Source organism: Brevibacterium sp. CS2 (genome assembly GCF_005280295.1).
Classification (GTDB): Bacteria; Actinomycetota; Actinomycetes; order Actinomycetales; family Brevibacteriaceae; genus Brevibacterium; species Brevibacterium pityocampae.
This window is the reverse complement of sequence record NZ_CP040020.1, coordinates 2,423,586-2,439,931: the sequence shown is the minus strand read 5'-3', so window position 1 is coordinate 2,439,931 and position 16,346 is coordinate 2,423,586. Positions and strand designations below refer to the sequence as shown.

11 protein-coding genes and 1 pseudogene are annotated in these 16,346 nt (G+C 71.8%); 4 read left to right on the top strand and 8 right to left on the bottom strand.

Features of this window, described 5'->3' with window-relative positions; all coding sequences use genetic code 11:
* Positions 1-74: 74 nt before the first annotated feature.
* On the bottom strand, positions 75-1,007 hold the full coding sequence (locus tag FDF13_RS10980; RefSeq protein ID WP_137319668.1) for an AEC family transporter: 933 nt from the start codon (positions 1,005-1,007) through the stop codon (positions 75-77).
* Positions 1,008-1,140: 133 nt separating this feature from the next.
* On the opposite strand from FDF13_RS10980, the gene FDF13_RS10975 reads away from it, so the two are divergent.
* Complete coding sequence (locus FDF13_RS10975; RefSeq protein WP_137319667.1) at positions 1,141-1,629, top strand: Hsp20/alpha crystallin family protein; 489 nt, start codon at positions 1,141-1,143, stop codon at positions 1,627-1,629.
* A 105-nt stretch (positions 1,630-1,734) separates the two neighbouring features.
* On the opposite strand, the gene FDF13_RS10970 is transcribed toward FDF13_RS10975, so the two are convergent.
* Genes FDF13_RS10970 through FDF13_RS10955 form a run of 4 tightly spaced genes read right to left on the bottom strand, consistent with a single transcriptional unit; the run spans position 1,735 to position 5,681 of the window.
* Complete coding sequence (locus tag FDF13_RS10970; protein ID WP_137319666.1) at positions 1,735-2,724, bottom strand: zinc-binding dehydrogenase; 990 nt, start codon at positions 2,722-2,724, stop codon at positions 1,735-1,737.
* A gap of 58 nt (positions 2,725-2,782) precedes the next feature.
* Positions 2,783-3,520 (bottom strand): class I SAM-dependent methyltransferase, encoded by a 738-nt coding sequence (locus FDF13_RS10965; RefSeq protein ID WP_137319665.1) that lies wholly within the window; start codon positions 3,518-3,520, stop codon positions 2,783-2,785.
* A 15-nt stretch (positions 3,521-3,535) separates the two neighbouring features.
* Positions 3,536-4,615 (bottom strand): Ldh family oxidoreductase, encoded by a 1,080-nt coding sequence (locus FDF13_RS10960; protein ID WP_137319664.1) that lies wholly within the window; start codon positions 4,613-4,615, stop codon positions 3,536-3,538.
* A 7-nt stretch (positions 4,616-4,622) separates the two neighbouring features.
* Entirely contained in the window at positions 4,623-5,681 is a 1,059-nt protein-coding gene (locus FDF13_RS10955; RefSeq protein WP_175406958.1) for an endonuclease/exonuclease/phosphatase family protein, read from the bottom strand.
* Positions 5,682-5,734: 53 nt separating this feature from the next.
* On the opposite strand from FDF13_RS10955, the gene FDF13_RS10950 reads away from it, so the two are divergent.
* On the top strand, positions 5,735-7,012 hold the full coding sequence (locus FDF13_RS10950) for an aminotransferase class I/II-fold pyridoxal phosphate-dependent enzyme (RefSeq protein ID WP_137319662.1): 1,278 nt from the start codon (positions 5,735-5,737) through the stop codon (positions 7,010-7,012).
* Between the two features lie 105 nt (positions 7,013-7,117).
* On the opposite strand, the gene FDF13_RS10945 is transcribed toward FDF13_RS10950, so the two are convergent.
* The 3 genes and pseudogenes from FDF13_RS10945 to FDF13_RS10935 form a co-directional block, all read right to left on the bottom strand.
* Complete coding sequence (locus FDF13_RS10945; RefSeq protein WP_137319661.1) at positions 7,118-7,978, bottom strand: 3-hydroxybutyryl-CoA dehydrogenase; 861 nt, start codon at positions 7,976-7,978, stop codon at positions 7,118-7,120.
* 73 nt (positions 7,979-8,051) lie between these two features.
* Positions 8,052-8,543, bottom strand: coding sequence for a peptide deformylase (gene def / locus FDF13_RS10940; RefSeq protein ID WP_137319660.1), 492 nt, complete (start codon positions 8,541-8,543; stop codon positions 8,052-8,054).
* A pseudogene (locus FDF13_RS10935) lies at positions 8,536-11,936 on the bottom strand (pyruvate carboxylase). Before FDF13_RS10935 ends, def begins: the two are co-directional and overlap by 8 nt.
* Positions 11,937-12,120: 184 nt before the next feature.
* Between FDF13_RS10935 and FDF13_RS10930 the strand changes: the two are divergent.
* On the top strand, positions 12,121-13,260 hold the full coding sequence (locus FDF13_RS10930; RefSeq protein WP_137319659.1) for an exonuclease SbcCD subunit D: 1,140 nt from the start codon (positions 12,121-12,123) through the stop codon (positions 13,258-13,260).
* Positions 13,257-16,292 (top strand): AAA family ATPase, encoded by a 3,036-nt coding sequence (locus FDF13_RS10925; RefSeq protein ID WP_137319658.1) that lies wholly within the window; start codon positions 13,257-13,259, stop codon positions 16,290-16,292. The genes FDF13_RS10930 and FDF13_RS10925 overlap by 4 nt, the downstream gene beginning before the upstream one ends.
* The last annotated feature ends 54 nt before the right edge of the window (positions 16,293-16,346 follow it).

The window sequence follows — 16,346 nt, the reverse complement described above, 5'->3', positions numbered from 1 at the left end:
CCTTCGGGCGGGGATCGCCGAACGGGGCGGGTGCCGTCGGCGGGGCACTTCGCAGTCTAGCGGGATCCGCGGACTCAGCCGAGGAGCCGGAACCCGAGGCCGAGGACGAGCGGCAGGGTGACCATCGACAGAAGCGTCTGCACGGCGATGAGGGCGGCCATGAGCCGGGCGTTCCCGCCGAGCTGCCGGGCCATGACGTACGCGCTCGGCGCGGTCGCGATCGCCTGGAACACGAGGCCCACGCGAGCCGCCTCGCCGGTGACGCCGAAGGCGAGGAGCGCGGCGACGGTCACCGCCGGCAGGACGAGGAGCTTGACCGCGGCGGCGACGACCAGGCCGACCCCGTGCTCGCCGATCGAGATCGCACGCATCCCCGCGCCGACGCACAGCAGGCCGACCGGCAGGGCCGCGGCCGACAGCGGGTCGAGCACCTCGAGCGCGAGCCCGGGCAGTTCGACGGGGAGCAGGTTGACGACGATCCCGAGCGCGCAGCCGAGCACGAGCGGATTGAGGACCACCGTGCGCAGGAGCGAGAGCCACGAGTGCTTGTCGACGAGGAAGAGCTCGAAGGCGAGCGAGGACAGGACGTTGACGAGGGGGACGAGGATCGCGCCGATGATCGCCGCGAGCGCGAGCCCGGTGTCGGCGAACAGCGCCGCGGACAGGGACAGGCCGATGTAGGTGTTGAAGCGGATGCCGCCCTGGAACACCGAGGTGAACGCCGGGGCGTCGGCCGCGACGAGCCGGTGGACCAGGCACAGGACGCCCGCCACGCCGAGCGTCGGCAGCACGAGGCCGAGTGCGAGCGGGCCGAGGTCGAAGGCGGCGATGTCGACGGTGGCGACGTTGCGGAACAGCAGGGTCGGCAGGAGGGCGAAGTAGGCGAGCTTCTCCGCGCCCGCCCAGAAGTCCGCGGAGGAGAACAGCGGGGTGCGCCGCAATCCGAAGCCCAGGGCGATGAGAGCCGCCACCGGCACGAGCGCGGTGACGATGTCGGCGAATCCCATGGACCTCACTCTAGGAGATCGGCCGTGCTGCAGAACCTGCGGGCGCGGAGTCGGCGGTTCTCGGGAATGATCTCGGACTTGAGTGTGTTCGACTCAATGTAAGGCTTCACCGCACATCTGAAAGGACATGCACATGGCCACCAAGTTCGATCCGATCCGCGATCTCGACCGCTTCTTCTCCGAGGTCACCCGCACCCCCAACACCGCCGCGCTGCCGATGGACCTCTACCGTGAGGGCGAGGTGTTCGTCGCCCGCATCGACATGCCCGGCGTCGACCCGGCGAGCATCGATGTCGACGTGCAGGACCGCACGCTGACCGTGCGCGCCGAGCGCACCGCGAACACGAGCACCCAGGACATCAAGTGGCTCACCCGTGAGCGTCCCACCGGGACCTTCGCCCGTCAGCTCACCCTGGGCAACCGGATCGCCCTCGACCAGATCTCGGCGGACTACACCGACGGTGTGCTCCTGCTGACGATCCCGGTCGCGGAGGAGGCGCGGCCGCGCAAGATCTCGGTCGCCCACAACCAGGGCACCGACCGCAGCACCACGGTCACCACGGACCTGGGCACCTCGACCGGCACCGACTCCGGCACCTCGGGCACCGGCACCTCGGTCTGAGGATCCTCGGGGCGTCCCTCGCCCCGGTGACAGCGGAACCGGCCGGGACATCGCATCACGCGATGTCCCGGCCGGTTCTTCCATGTCCGGGCGTCGGCCGGCGCCTCACTCCATCGAGAGCACGATCTTGCCGAAGCGGAGGTTCGAGTCGAGCTGGGAGTGCGCCTCGGCGACCTCGTCGAGCGGGTAGACGGAGTCGATGACGGGATCGATGTCCCCGTCGGACACCATCTCGAGGAACCCGGCGAAGTCCCGCGGGGACCCCATCGCGGTGCCGAGGATCCGCTTGTGCTGGAGGTAGAGGGTACGGATGTCGAAGTCGGAGACGATGCCGCTGTCACCGGTCCCGCCCATCGACAGCACCGCTCCCCCGCGCCGCAGCAGCAGCACGGACTCCTGGAGCGTCGATCCCACCGAGTCGAGGACGAGGTCGGCCTCTCCGATCTCGTCGCGCAGCCGCAGCTCCCAGTCCGGGACGGTGTAGTCGACGCCGACCGCAGCGCCCATCTCCTCGGCGAGCCGGAGCTTGTCCTCGCTCGAGGACGTCACCGCGACGCGCGCGCCGGCCTTGACGGCGAGCTGGAGGGCGATGAGCGACACGCCCGACCCGGCGCCGAGGATGACGAGGGTCTGGCCGCGCCGCAGCCGCCCGACGGTGAACAGCGCCCGGTATGCGGTGAGGCCGGACAGCGACAGCGCGCCGGCCTCCGCCCAGGCGAGGTGGCGCGGTTTGGGGAACAGGCAGGCCTCGTCGACCGCGATGAGCTCCGCGTAGGTGCCGCCGTCGGGCCCGCCGCCGAGCACCGCGTAATCCGGTCCGGGGCAGGCGTCGTCGTCGCCCCAGCGCAGGGACGGCAGGATGATGACCTCCTCCCCCGTGTCACGGCGGATGCCGGCGCCGTCGGAGCCGAGGATCACCGGCAGGTGCGGTCGGTAGCCGGGGCCGATCCCGCCACGGATGAGCGCGTCGCGGCGGTTGATGCCCGCGGTCCGCAGCTCGACGAGGACCTGACCGGCCTTCGGTTCGGGGTCCGGGATCCCGGTGCATCCGAGGACCTCCGGTCCGCCGTGCTCTGTCAGCAGGACTCCGCGCATTCTCGTGTCTCCTCCTCAGTCGATTCCGTTCCTCATCCTCCCACGGATGGTTCTGCCCTCATGCGGATCCGGCGTCGGTGAGACGCTGTGCGCGATAGCTGAGACAGAGGTACGGGAGGTCGAGGCGGGTGCCGAGTGCCACGGGGTGCTCCTCGGCGAAGTAGTCGCGGAGGTTGGCCTCGACGCGCTTGCGGATGTGCCGCGGCGAGCGCAGCCAGTAGGAGCGGGTGGCGGCGAGGTCGACGATGTCGTCGACGCCCACCGGGGTGCTGAACTCGTCGAGGCGCGCCTCGACACGACCGAACCCCGGTCCGAGCTCAGGGCGCCAGTGCGGGCGGTAGACGTCGCCGGCGTGCATGATGCGGCTCAGCCGCAGCACCCAGTCGACGCGCACATCGAGCTGGTTGAGCACGATCCACAGCACTCCGCCCGGGCGGAGGACGCGGGCGATCTCCGCGGCTGAGCGCTCCGGGTCGAGCCAATGCCAGGCCTGGGCGACGGTGACGAGGTCGACGCTGCCGTCGGCCAGCGGGATCGACTCCCCAGTGCCGAGGATCCCGCGGGCCGGGTTGCGGGCGAGCGCCTGGCCGTCGGGGTCGACGGCGACGACCTCGAGGCCGCGCTCGAGCAGCGGGCGCGTGAGCTTTCCGGTGCCGGCGGCGAGGTCGAGCACCGCTCCCCCGTCCGCCGCGATCGCATCGACGAGCGCGTCCGGGTAGCCGGGACGCACCGCGTCGTAGACGTCCGCGGCCGTGCCGAAGCACCTGCCGTGCGCCTCGCGGCCGGCGGCAGGCATGCGCGGGCCGGCCAATCAGACCTGCTCCGCGAGGAGGAACTCCGCTCCGGTGTCGGCGCACACGTGCTGCAGCTGACCGACGAGGGTGTCGGCCAGCGGGATCCCGTGGGCGGATCGCTCGGCGCGGATCCTGGTCTCGGGGTCGCCGGCGACCTGCACGGGATGCGCCGGGTCGACGGGCTCGAGCCCGCGCAGGGTGTCGCGCAGCTCCTTCGCGTAGTCGGCGGCCACGCCCGGGTTGATGAGCTCGGTGTCGATCGCGAGGAAGAAGTAGCCGACGTCGTGGAACCCGGCCTTGCTGCCGGGCTGGTCGGCGCCCGGGATCGCGGCGGACAGGAGCTGGATCATCGTGGCCAGCGCGTAGCCCTTGTGGCCGCCGGACAGGGTGCCGCGCCCGCCGATCGGCACGAGGCCGTGGCGGTCGTCGTGGCTGCACAGACCGGCGTACGCGGCCCCGGCGTCGGTCTCGACCTCGCCTGCGTCGTCGACGACCCACTCCGCGGGCAGCGGCTCGCCCTTGAGCCCGTAGACCTTGACCTTGTTGAGGGGGACGACGGAGGAGGCCATGTCGATGACGATCGGCTCCTCCCCGGTGACGGGGGCGGCGAAGGCGAGCGGATTCGTGCCCATGAGCGGGTGGCGGGAGCCGGTGGGGGTCTGCAGGGCCTCCCGGGTCGAGCACAGGGCCATGCCCATGAGCCCCTCCTCGGCGGCCATCCGCGCGTAGTAGCCGGCGGCGCCGAAGTGGTTGGCGTTGCCCACCGAGCCGAGCCCGATGCCCATCTCCTTGGCCTTCGCGATCGCCTCGCGCATGCCGAGGTGCGCCGCGGTGTGGCCGAACCCCCGGTGCCCATCGATGAGGCTGAAGGCCCCGGCGCTGCGGGTCACCTCGGGCACGGCGTCCGGGTCGGTGGTGCCGGCGGCGATCTCCCGGTGGTAGATCGGCAGCATCGAGATGCCGTGGGAGTCGACCCCGGAGAGGTCGGTGGCGAACATGACGTCGGTGCACACGGTGCGGGTGGCGTCGTCGACGCCGAAGCCGGCCATGATGGCATCGATCTGGGAACGGGTCGAGTCCGGTGTGTATCGTTTCATGTGCCCATCATGGCACCCGCGCGGCGTCCACGATGTACTCGACGAGCACTCCGCGGTGGTCCGATCCCGGGATGTCGAGGATCCAGCCGCGGTGTGCGGTGAAGCGCTGCGGATCGAACAGCTGGTGGTCGATCGCGGCGCCGAGCCCGCGCGGCCACTCCCGGTCGCCGACGGTCTGCGGCCAGGTGCCCACGGCCCCCATGCCGAGTGCGGTGGCCGCATCGGTGCAATCGGTGTGTCCGGTCAGGGTCCGGTGGTCCGGGGTGGCGTTGAAGTCCCCGACGACGAGGGTGCCGGCCCCGGTCGTGCAGAGCTTCGCTGATTCCGACACCGAGCGCCACCAGTTGAACTGGCGGATACTGCGGTCGATCGGCGCATAGGTGTGGACCGCGTAGATGTCCCCCACATTCGTGCGCGCACCGACCGCGGCGAAGGGCAGCGGTCCTCCATCGATCTCCTCCGGCTCGAGCGCCGGGTTGACGAGGAGGATCGTCGCCGCGGTGTCGACCCCGGAGCGGATCGACACCGCCGCCACCTCATACTCCGCTGACAGTCCGGTGCGCTCGAGGACCGCTTCGACGATGGCCGGTGAGGTCTCCTGGAGGGCGATGACGTCGGCCTGCGCGGCGGCCGCTTCCCGGAGCAGATCCTCGTAGCCGGCGTTGCCGATGAGGACGTTCGCGGTGAGCACGGTGAGCCGGGACCCCGGGGCCGACCCAGGGGCGGCCGCCGGGGCGAACGGCTGGGTCTCCGCCGCGGGCACGCCCGGGTCGGAATATCCTCGGCCGAGCAGGATCCCGCCGCTGGCGAGCACGAGGACGGCGCCGAACCCGAGGAACCCGGTGAGGAACGGCCGCGACCGGCGGGAGAGCAGGCCGCCTGCGGCAACGAGGAGGATCCCGAGCGCGGCGAGCGTGACGAGGCCGCGCAGGGCACTGAGATGCACCGCGCCGCTGAGGGTGTGCAGCCCGAGCGCGTCGGGGAACAGGGCGACGAGGCCGAGCCCGACGGCGAGCAGCGCACCGAGCAGGACCGGGCGGAGGCGGGTCTCGGGGTCAGGGGTCACCGCACTAGGATATGAGCGGAAGGCCTCATCGACCCCGGGAAGGGCGGCTTCGCATGGCACTGGAAGATCTCTCGCAGGCGGACCTCGAGCAGGAGCTCGCGGCCGCGACCGAGGCGTACGGCGACTTCGCCGCCCGCGGGCTCGACCTCGACATCACCCGCGGCAAGCCCGGCACCGACCAGCTCGACCTGTCCGCGGGCCTGCTCACCGCGGTCGCCGGGGACGACATCCGCTCCCGCGACGGCGTCGACGTCCGCAACTACGGCGGGCTCGAGGGCCTCCCGGAGCTCCGCGAGATGTTCGGCGAGCTCTACGGCGTCCCCGCCGATCAGCTGCTCGCGCAGGGCAACTCCTCCCTCACTCTCATGCACCAGGCGCTGAGCTTCGCGCTGCTCGCCGGCACGGTCGACGGCGACGCGCCGTGGGTCGGGCAGCCGCGCCGGATCATCTGCCCCGTGCCCGGGTACGACCGCCACTTCACGCTCGCCGAGGCGCTCGGCTTCGAGCTCGTCACCGTCCCCCTCGACGACGAGGGCCCGGTGCTGTCCGCGGTCGAGGAGCTCGTCGCCACCGATCCCACGATCAAGGGCATGTGGGTCGTCCCGATGTACTCGAACCCGACCGGCATCTCGATGAGCGAGGAGCGCACCCGCGCCCTGCTCGCGATGCCGACCGCGGCCCCGGACTTCAAGCTCCTGTGGGACAACGCCTACGGCATCCACCACCTGCGCGAGCCCCACGCCCCGATGCTCGACGTGCTCGGTCTCGCCGCGGATGCCGGACACCCCGACCGGGTGTGGGTGTTCGCCTCGACCTCGAAGATCACCCATCCGGGTGCCGGGGTCGCCTTCTACGGTGGCTCGGAGGCGAACATCGGCTGGTTCACCGGCCACCTCGGCGCCGCGTCGATCGGCCCGGACAAGATCAACCAGCTGCGCCACGCCCGGTTCTTCGGCGATGCCGCCGGGGTGCGCCGGCACATGTCCGAGCACGCCGCGCTCATCGGCCCGAAGTTCGCCGCGGTCATCGAGAAGCTCGAGGCCGGCCTCGCCGGCACCGGGGCGGCGCGATGGACGGACCCGGACGGCGGCTACTTCATCACGCTCTCCGTGCTCCCCGGAACCGCCGACCGGGTGGTCAAGCTCGCCGGTGAGGCCGGTGTCAAGCTCACCCCGGCGGGTGCGACGCACCCCTACGGCCTCGACCCCGACGACGCGGTGATCCGGATCGCCCCGACGATGCCGAGCCTCGCCGATGTCACCGCCGCCACCGAGGGTCTCGCGGTGTGCGTGCGACTCGCCGCCTGCGAGAAGCTCCTCGCCCAGGACTGAGATCCCGCCGGCACGGGCGCCCACCCGCCGGCAGGAATGCGAAGGCCCCCACCGGGTTCCCGGTGGGGGCCTTCGCGTCTCCGGCCGAGGGCCGGCCGTGACGGCTCAGCGGTAGTCGTCGTAGAAGCCCTGACCGGACTTCACGCCGAGCAGGCCGGCGTCGACCATGCGGCTCAGCAGCAGCGGCGGCTTGTTCGCCGGGTCCCCGGTCTCCTCGTAGATGCTCTGTCCGACGTAGAAGCAGGTGTCCAGGCCCACCCGGTCGGCGAGCCGGATCGGGCCCATCGGGTGGGCGCAGCCGTTGATCATCCCGGTGTCGATGTCCTCCTTCGTCGCGTGCCCGGCCTCGAGCATGCGGATGGCGGAGAACAGGAACGGGATGAGCAGCGCGTTGACGATGAACCCGGGGCGGTCGTCGGAGCGGATGGTGACCTTGCCGAGCACCTCGGTGGTGAAGGCGTCGAGCTCGTCGGCCATCGCCGGGTCGGTCAGCAGCGAGGAGATGATCTCGACGAGCGGCTGCACCGGTGCGGGGTTGAAGAAGTGCATGCCGATGACGCGCTCGGGGCGGGAGGTCGCCTGGGCGAACCGCACGATCGGCATCGACGAGGTGTTCGACGCGAGGATCGCCTGCGGGTCGGTGACGATCGAGTCGAGCTCGGCGAAGATCTTCTTCTTGATCCCCTCGTTCTCGCTCGCCGCCTCGATGACGAGCTGCCGGTCGGCCATCGCCGACAGATCCGTGGTGAAGTGGAGGCGGGCGAGAGCGCCGTCGCGGTCCTCGGCGCTCATCTTGCCCCGCTCGACGCCCTTGGCGAAGGACTTCTCCACCCGGGCGCGACCGGCCTCGACGGCGGCGTCGTCGATGTCGCGGACGACGACGTCGAGGCCCTTGCGGGCGAGGATCTCGGCGATGCCGGATCCCATGAGGCCGCAGCCGATCACTCCTGCGCGTTCGATTGTCATATCAACTCCTGTAGTCATGTGCGGTGCTTGCAGTGCGGACGGGCTCGGGTGCTCCGGGCCCGATCGTGCGGGCTCAGAACCAGTCGGACTCCCGGACCGCCTTGAGGGCGGCGCGCCGGTTCTCCGGGCTCAGCCGGTCGAGGTAGACGAGTCCGTCGAGGTGGTCGACCTCGTGCTGGAGCATCTGGGCCATGAGGCCCTCGCCCCGCACGACGACCGGCTGGTTGTCCTGGTCGACGCCGCGGACCACGGCGGTCTCCCAGCGCGGGGTGGGGTACCAGAGCCCGGGCACGGAGAGGCAGCCCTCCCCGATCTCCCGCTTCTCTCCCCCGGTCTCGACGAGCTCCGGATTGACGACGTAGCCGAGCTCGCCCTCGACGTGGTAGGCGAAGACACGGCGGGTCGACCCGATCTGGGTGGCCGCCACGCCTGCCCGCCCCTCCATGCGGGTCGAGTCGAGCAGGTCGCGAACGAGCTCCCTGAGCTTCCGGTCGAACACCGTGACCGGGTCGGTCACGGTCTTGAGGACCGGATCGCCGAAGCGACGGATGGGCCTCTCAGGCATCGACCACGGCCACGAGGTCGCCGCCCTCGAGCTGCTGGACGGCGCCGATCGCGACACGGGAGACGGTGCCGACGATCGGGGCGGTGATCGCGGCCTCCATCTTCATCGCCTCGATCGTCGCGACGGTGTCGCCGGCCTTGACGCTGTCCCCGGCCGCGACCTGCATGGTCACGACACCGGCGAACGGGCAGGCCACGTGGCCCGGCACCGAGGTGTCGGCGCGCTCGGCGGTGACGACGTCGACGTCGACGGAGCGGTCGCGCACGGAGACGGGGCGCATCTGGCCGTTGAGCGTGCACATCACGGTGCGCATGCCGCGCTCGTCGGCCGGGCCGACGGCCTGGACGCCGACGAGCAGCGCCTTGCCCTTGTCGATGACGACGGCGTGCTCCTCGCCCTCCTGAAGACCGTAGAGGTAGTCGGTGGTCTCGAGGACGGACAGGTCGCCGTAGGTCTCCCGCATCCGGTTGAATTCCTTGGACGGAGCGGCGAACAGGAGCCGGTTGAGGGTCTCCTGGCGCACCCGGCCGGTCTCCCCGAGCAGGTCGGAGTCGTGGTCGGACAGGCTCTCCGCGGGGGCGGTGTACTTGCGGCCCTCGAGCGCCTTGGAGCGGAACGGCTCCGGCCAGCCGCCGGGCGGATCACCGAGGTCGCCGGACAGGAATCCGATGACGGAGTCCGGGATGTCGAAGTGGCGCGGGTTCTCGGCGAACTCCTGCGGGTCGGCGCCCACGGCGACGAGGTGCAGGGCGAGGTCACCGACGACCTTCGACGAGGGCGTGACCTTGACGAGGTGGCCGAGGATCCGGTCCGCGGCCTCGTACATCTTCTCGATCTCCTCGAATTTCTCGCCGAGGCCGAGCGCGACGGCCTGCTGGCGGAGGTTCGAGAGCTGGCCGCCGGGGATCTCGTGGCGGTAGACGCGGCCGGTGGGGCCGGGCAGACCGGATTCGAAGGGCTTGTAGACGTTGCGCACGGCCTCCCAGTACGGCTCGAGGTCGGAGACCGCGGCGAGCGAGAGGCCGGTGTCCCGGTCGGTGTGCTCGAGTGCGGCGACGAGCGCGGACAGCGCGGGCTGGCTCGTGGTGCCGGCCATCGAGGCGCTCGCGGCGTCCACCGCATCGGCTCCCGCGGCGGAGGCGGCGAGCAGCGTGGCGAGCTGACCTCCGGCGGTGTCGTGGGTGTGCACGTGGACCGGGAGGTCGAAGTTCTCCCGCAGCGCGGTCACCAGCGTGGTCGCAGCGGCCGGGCGCAGCAGGCCTGCCATGTCCTTGATCGCGAGCACGTGGGCACCGGCCTCGACGATCTTCTCCGCGAGCCGGAGGTAGTAGTCGAGGGTGTAGAGCTCCTCCGCCGGATCGGTGAGGTCCGAGGTGTAGCACAGCGCGACCTCGGCGACGGTGGTCCCGGTGGCGAGCACGGCGTCGATCGCCGGGCGCATCTGCTCGACGTCGTTGAGGGCGTCGAAGATCCGGAAGATGTCGACGCCGGTGCGCGCGGCCTCCTCGACGAAGGCATCGGTCACCGCGGTGGGGTACGGGGTGTAGCCCACGGTGTTGCGGCCGCGCAGGAGCATCTGCAGGTTGATGTTCGGCATCGCCTCGCGCAGTGCGGCCAGGCGCTCCCACGGATCCTCGGCGAGGAAGCGCAGCGCGACGTCGTAGGTCGCACCGCCCCAGCACTCGAGGCTCAGCAGCTCCGGAGTCATCCGGGCGGTGTACGGGGCGACCGCGAGCAGGTCCTTCGAGCGCACGCGGGTGGCGAGCAGCGACTGGTGGGCATCGCGGTAGGTGGTGTCCGTCACGGCGAGGGCGGACTGCTTCCGCAGGTCCGCGGCGAAGGCCGCCGGGCCGAGGTCGAGCAGCCGCTGGCGCTGACCGGCTGGGGCCTCGCCGGAGATGTCGAAGGCGGGCAGCTTGTCCTTGGGCAGCAGCGCCACCGGGGAATCGCCGTGCGGGCGGTTGACCGTGACGTCGGCGAGGAACTCGAGGAGCTTGGAGCCGCGGTCGGCACCGACCTTCGCGGCGAGCAGGTGCGGACGCTCCTCGATGAAGGTCGTGGCGACGTCGCCGCGGATGAACGCCGGGTCGTCGAGCACGGCGCGGAGGAACCCGATGTTCGTCGCCACACCGCGGATTCGGAATTCGGCCAGGGCGCGGCGGGCCCGGTTGACGGCCTGTTCGAAGGTGCGGCCGCGGGTCGTGCACTTGACGAGCATCGAGTCGAAGTGCGCGGAGATCTCGGCGCGGCGTACACCGTGCCGCCGTCCAGGCGGACTCCCGCGCCGCCGGCGGACCGGTAGGCGGTGATGGTACCGGTGTCCGGACGGAACGAGTTCGCCGGGTCCTCGGTGGTGATGCGGCACTGGAGGGCGGCGCCCTTGACGGTGATGCTGTCCTGGCTGAGCCCGAGGTCGGCGAGCGACTCCCCGGCCGCGATCCGCATCTGGGACTGCACGAGGTCGACGTCGGTGACCTCCTCGGTCACCGTGTGCTCGACCTGGATCCGGGGGTTCATCTCGATGAAGGCGTGCTGGCCGGCCCGGGGCCCTTCGGTCTCGAGGAGGAACTCCACGGTGCCGGCGTTCTGGTAGCCGAGCGCGGTGGCGAACTTGAGCGCGTCGGTGCGCAGGGCCTCGGCGACCGCCGGATCGAGGTGGGGCGCCGGAGCGATCTCGACGACCTTCTGGTGGCGCCGCTGGATCGAGCAGTCGCGCTCGAACAGGTGGATCGCGTTGGAGTCGTTGTCGGCGAGGATCTGCACCTCGATGTGGCGCGGGCGCTGCACGGCCTGCTCGATGAAGACCGTGGGGTCGCCGAAGGCGCCCTCGGCCTCGCGCATCGCGGCCTTGAGGGCATCGACGAGCTCGGACTTGCTGCCGACCCGGCGCATGCCGCGCCCGCCGCCGCCTGCGACGGCCTTGACGAACAGCGGGTAGTCCATCGACTCCGCGTCCGCGAGGAGCTCGTCGAGATCCGCCGAGGGCCGCGTCGACGCCAGCGTGGGGATCCCGGCGGAGCGGGCGGCCTCGAGCGCGTGCACCTTGTTGCCGGCCATCTCGAGGACGTCGGCCTTCGGGCCGATGAAGACGATGCCGTTGTCGGCGCAGGCCCGGGCGAGGTCGGGGTTCTCGGAGAGAAAGCCGTAGCCGGGGTACACGGCGTCGGCGCCGCACTCCTTGGCCACGCGGATGACTTCCTCGACATCGAGGTACGCGCGGACCGGGTGCCCCTTCTCCCCGATCGTGTAGGCCTCATCGGCCTTGAGCCGGTGCTCCGAGTTGCGATCTTCGTACGGGAACACGGCGACGGTGGTGGCGCCCAGTTCATAGGCGGCGCGGAAAGCGCGAACCGCGATCTCTCCGCGGTTGGCTACGAGAACCTTTGAGAACATCAGTGCTGCTCGTTTCAGCTCGGTGTCGACGGCGGTCGACGCGGGGTCCTTTGACGGGCACAACTCTACAGACGCCCGCGGACACGTCACCGGCGGGGCGCGGAAACGTTCCACGTCCCACCGCGGGTCCGGGGCGCGGCCCGCCGCCGGACCCCGTGTCCGCCCCCGCCGATACCCTGGGCACATGCGTATCCTCCACACCTCCGACTGGCACCTCGGACGGTCGTTCTTCGGCGTCGACCAGCACGACGTCCACGCCCGGTTCCTCGACTTCCTCGTCGACACGGTCGAAGCCGAGCGCATCGACGTCATCCTCGTCTCCGGCGACGTCTACGACCGGGCGATCCCGCCGCAGGAATCCCTCGAGCTCTTCGACACCGCGGTGGGCCGGCTGCTCACCGCCGGCACCCGGGTCGTGGTCTCCAGCGGCAACCACGACTCCTTCATGCGGCTCGGGATGGGTCGAAGGCTCGTCGACACGGCAGGTCTCCACCTGCGGACCCGGCTGTCGGACATCACCTGGCCGGTCCCCCTCTCCCCCGCCGGCGGAGAACCGGAGGCCGTGGTGTACGCGATCCCCTACCTCGAGCCCGCGCTCGTCCATTCCCGGTTCGGCGTCGAGCGGACCCACACCGCCGTGCTCGGTGCTGCGATGGAGAGGATCCGGGAGCACGCGGGGGCCCACCATCCCGGGGTGCCGCTGCTCGTCATGGCCCACGCCTTCGTGTCCGGTGCCGTCGGCAGCGAATCGGAGCGCGATATCGGGATCGGCGGCGTCGGCGTGGTGCCCGCTGCGGTGTTCGCCGGTGCGGACTACGCCGCGCTCGGCCACCTCCACCGCCCGCAGTCGATCACCCCGACCGTGCGCTACTCCGGCTCCCCCGTGCCGCTGTCATTCACCGAGGCGCTCACCCCCAAGCAGCTCGTCCTCCTCGACATCCGCGACGCCGGGATCGAGCTCAGCGCGGTGCCGGTCCCGGCGTTCTCCCGGATCGAGACCGTGCGCGGCACCTTCGCCGACGTCCTCGCCCGCGCGGCGGAGCACGAGGATGCGCTCGTCGCCGTCGAGCTCACCGACACCGAGCGCGTCGACGGGGCGCTCGGGCGGCTGCGCGCCGTGCTGCCCGGGCTCATCAGGCTCAGCTACGTCAACGCCGCCCAGCCCACCGCACTGGAAGTGCCGGACGCCGCGACGGCGGCCGCCCGCACCGACACCGAGGTGTTCTCCGCCTTCGTCGAGGACGTCGCCGGACGCCCCGCGCGGCCCGGGGAGCGCACCCGGTTCGAGACCGCACTCGCCTCCGCGCGGAGGGAGGACGCATGAGACTGCACACGCTGACGCTCTCGGCCTTCGGACCGTTCGCGGAGACCGCGGAGGTCGACTTCGACGCCCTCGCCGGGGACGGCCTCTTCCTCATCCACGGGCCCACCGGCTCGGGGAAGACGACCGTCCTCGATGCCATCGTCTTCGCCCTCTACGGGACCGTGCCGGGGGCCCGCAACGACGCCGGACAGCTGCGCTCCCAGTTCGCCGCTCCGACCACCCCGACGACGGTCGTCCTCGACTTCAGTGCGCGCGGCCGGCGCTATCGGATCGAACGCAGCCCGGCCTACGAACGGCCCAAGCAGCGCGGCTCCGGCACGGTCACGCAGCGACCGGCGGTGTCCCTGCTCCAGTGGGACGGCACCGCGTGGGCCGGACTCGGCCGCACGATGAACGAGGTCCAGGCCCACGTCAATCGGGCACTGCGCCTCAACGCCGAGCAGTTCACCAAGATCGTCCTCCTCCCCCAGGGCGGGTTCGCCGCCTTCCTCCGCGCCGCACCGCAGGAGCGCGAACCCATCCTGCGGCGGCTCTTCGACACCGAGCACTTCACCGCCGTCGAACGGGTCCTCGCCGACTCCGCCCGGGCGGCGCGCACCCGGATGACCGAGGTGTCCGCCGGGCGCACAGCACTCGTCGACCGGGCGCTCGCCGTCCACGGCGAGGACCTCCCCCGCCCTGCGGTCGAGCACCCGGGCGTCGCCGATGTCGACGCCGTGCTCGGGCCGAGCACGGCGATCTGCGCCGAGCGCCGGAACCTCGCCGTGGCCGGCCGGGATCTCAGTCAGGCGGCCTGGGAACGGGCGGCGGAGGCGGCCGGTGCCGCCGCGGAGCGCCTCACCGCCCGCCGGGAGCTCACCGGGCTGCGGAAGCTCGAACAGGACTACGAGGGCGGGGCGGGCGACCGCGACCGGATCCGTGAGCAGCAGGCGCTCGCCCGGGCTGCCGGCGCGGTGCTGCCGCTGCACCGTGAGCTCCGCGCCGCCGAGCGCACGCGGGACACCCGCACAGAATCGGCGCGCGCTGAGCGCGGGCGCCTCGAGGCCGCGCTCGCGACCCTGCCGGAGGTCGACCCCGACACCTCTTGGGAGGAGCTCGCAGAGCTCGGGCGCGGGGTCGCGGAAGCGGCCCGGACGCTTCGCAGAGCACTCGAGCGCGGCGAATCCCTACGCGCTGCAGCTCGGGACTGCGAGGAGGCGATCACCACGCAGTCGGCACGGCTCCGGGAGCACGCCGAGCTCCAGCAGGCGGAGGCCCGCCGGCGCACCGAGACCGCGACCGCACTCGCCGCCGAACCCACCGTGCGCGCCGCACTCGAGAAGGAGCGCGCGAACCTCCGTCGGGCCGCGGAGCAGCTCGAGTCCGCCGAGCTCCGCGACCGCCTGGCCGACCGGCTGGCCGATGCGCGCACCGAGGTCGGATCCCGGCGCACCGATCGGGACCGCGCTCGCACGGATTACGAGGACATCCGTCGCCGCCGCATCACCGGGATCGCCGCGGAGCTCTCCGCCGCACTGGAAGCCGGGGCCGAATGCCCCGTCTGCGGATCGACCGAACACCCGCACCCGGCCGCAGCGGACTCGCATTCCGTCACCCGAGAGGACGAGGAGCGCGCCCATTCCACCTGGGAGTCGCGGCAGGCCGCACTGACCGCGGCTCAGGACCGGAGCACCCGGCTCGAGGAGCAGCACGCCGCTGCGCGGGCCACCGCCGGTGACGGCTCGGTCGACGATGCCTCCCGCGCCAGGGCCGCAGCCGCGCAGCAGGTCGAGGCGCTCGAAACGCAGACCGCCGATCTCGACCGGCTCCGCACGGAGGCCGATCGCCTCGCGACCCGCGCTGATGCGCTCGACGGCGAAGCACAGCGCCTGTCGACGGAGCTCACCCGCCTGCACGCGCGGTCCGAATCCCTCGCCGAGCAGATCGCTGAGCTCGACGAGTCCGAAGCCGCCTCCGCCCGCGAGGTCCTCCGACGCACCGGGCACGCGGTGCCGGAGTCATGGGCGGCCGCGGAGGAAGCCGCAGCGACCGGCACCGCACTCACCGCGGCCGCTCAGGCGGCCGGGCGAGCCAGTGCCGCCGCCGCGGACGCCGCGAGCGAGGTGGCCACGCGGCAGACGGAGTACGACACGGCGCTGCGGGCCTCGCCCTTCACCTCCGAATCGGAGCTCCTCAGCGCCCGCAACCTCGACCCGGATGTGCTCTCCTCCCAGGCGGCGCAGCACCAGGCTCTCCTCACCCGCATCACCGTGATGCGGGAGTCGGCGTGGTTCCCGGCTGCCTCGCGCGACACCGCACCGGAGGAGGAGCTGCTCTCCGCCTGCGCCCGCGCGGAGGACGCGGAGGTGCGGTTCCGGGAGCGGGCCCGCCGGGCCGTCGAATCCCTCGCAGTCGCCGAGGATCGCTGCCGCGATATCACCGGGCTCCGCACGACGTTCCTCGACGAGGCCGCGGTCGAGGAGGACGAGCTCGGCGAACTCCGGGCAGACGTGGCACTGGCCGGCCTCGTGCAGGCGACGAGCCCGGACAACCTGCGGCGGATCTCGCTGTCGTCCTACGCGCTCGTCGCTCTGTTCGCCGACGTCGCCGCGAACGCCTCGGAGCGGCTGCGGGTGATGAGCCGGGGTCGCTACTCCCTCGTCCACGACGACGTCATCCACCGGCGGGAGAAGCGTGCGGGACTCGGCCTGCAGGTCGTCGACGGCTTCACCCAGGAGCGGCGCGACCCGCGGACGCTGTCGGGCGGGGAGAGCTTCATGGCCGCCCTCGCGCTCGCCCTCGGGCTCGCCGACACCGTGAAGTCGACCGCCGGGGGGATCGAGCTCGATTCGCTGTTCATCGACGAGGGCTTCGGCACCCTCGACCCGGACACCCTCGCCGAGGTCATCGGGATCCTCGAGGAGCTGCGCGAGGGCGGTCGCACCGTCGGGGTGATCTCCCACGTCCAGGGGATGCAGCAGGCGATCCCGAACCAGATCGTGCTCGAGGCGTCCCCCACGGGTTCGCGCATCCGGGTCGAGATCCCCGGCTGAGCGAACCCGGTGCGCGCTCCTGCGTGCGTCGTCATGATCCGGGGTGGGATATCG

Coding starts and splice junctions, on each gene's coding strand:
- FDF13_RS10950 (WP_137319662.1), top strand. CDS start 5,735: ATGGCACTGGAAGATCTCTCGCAGGCGGACCTCGAGCAGGAGCTCGCG.
- FDF13_RS10980 (WP_137319668.1), bottom strand. CDS start 1,007: ATGGGATTCGCCGACATCGTCACCGCGCTCGTGCCGGTGGCGGCTCTC.
- FDF13_RS10975 (WP_137319667.1), top strand. CDS start 1,141: ATGGCCACCAAGTTCGATCCGATCCGCGATCTCGACCGCTTCTTCTCC.
- FDF13_RS10965 (WP_137319665.1), bottom strand. CDS start 3,520: ATGCCTGCCGCCGGCCGCGAGGCGCACGGCAGGTGCTTCGGCACGGCC.
- def (WP_137319660.1), bottom strand. CDS start 8,543: ATGCCTGAGAGGCCCATCCGTCGCTTCGGCGATCCGGTCCTCAAGACC.
- FDF13_RS10960 (WP_137319664.1), bottom strand. CDS start 4,615: ATGAAACGATACACACCGGACTCGACCCGTTCCCAGATCGATGCCATC.
- FDF13_RS10970 (WP_137319666.1), bottom strand. CDS start 2,724: ATGCGCGGAGTCCTGCTGACAGAGCACGGCGGACCGGAGGTCCTCGGA.
- FDF13_RS10925 (WP_137319658.1), top strand. CDS start 13,257: ATGAGACTGCACACGCTGACGCTCTCGGCCTTCGGACCGTTCGCGGAG.
- FDF13_RS10930 (WP_137319659.1), top strand. CDS start 12,121: ATGCGTATCCTCCACACCTCCGACTGGCACCTCGGACGGTCGTTCTTC.
- FDF13_RS10945 (WP_137319661.1), bottom strand. CDS start 7,978: ATGACAATCGAACGCGCAGGAGTGATCGGCTGCGGCCTCATGGGATCC.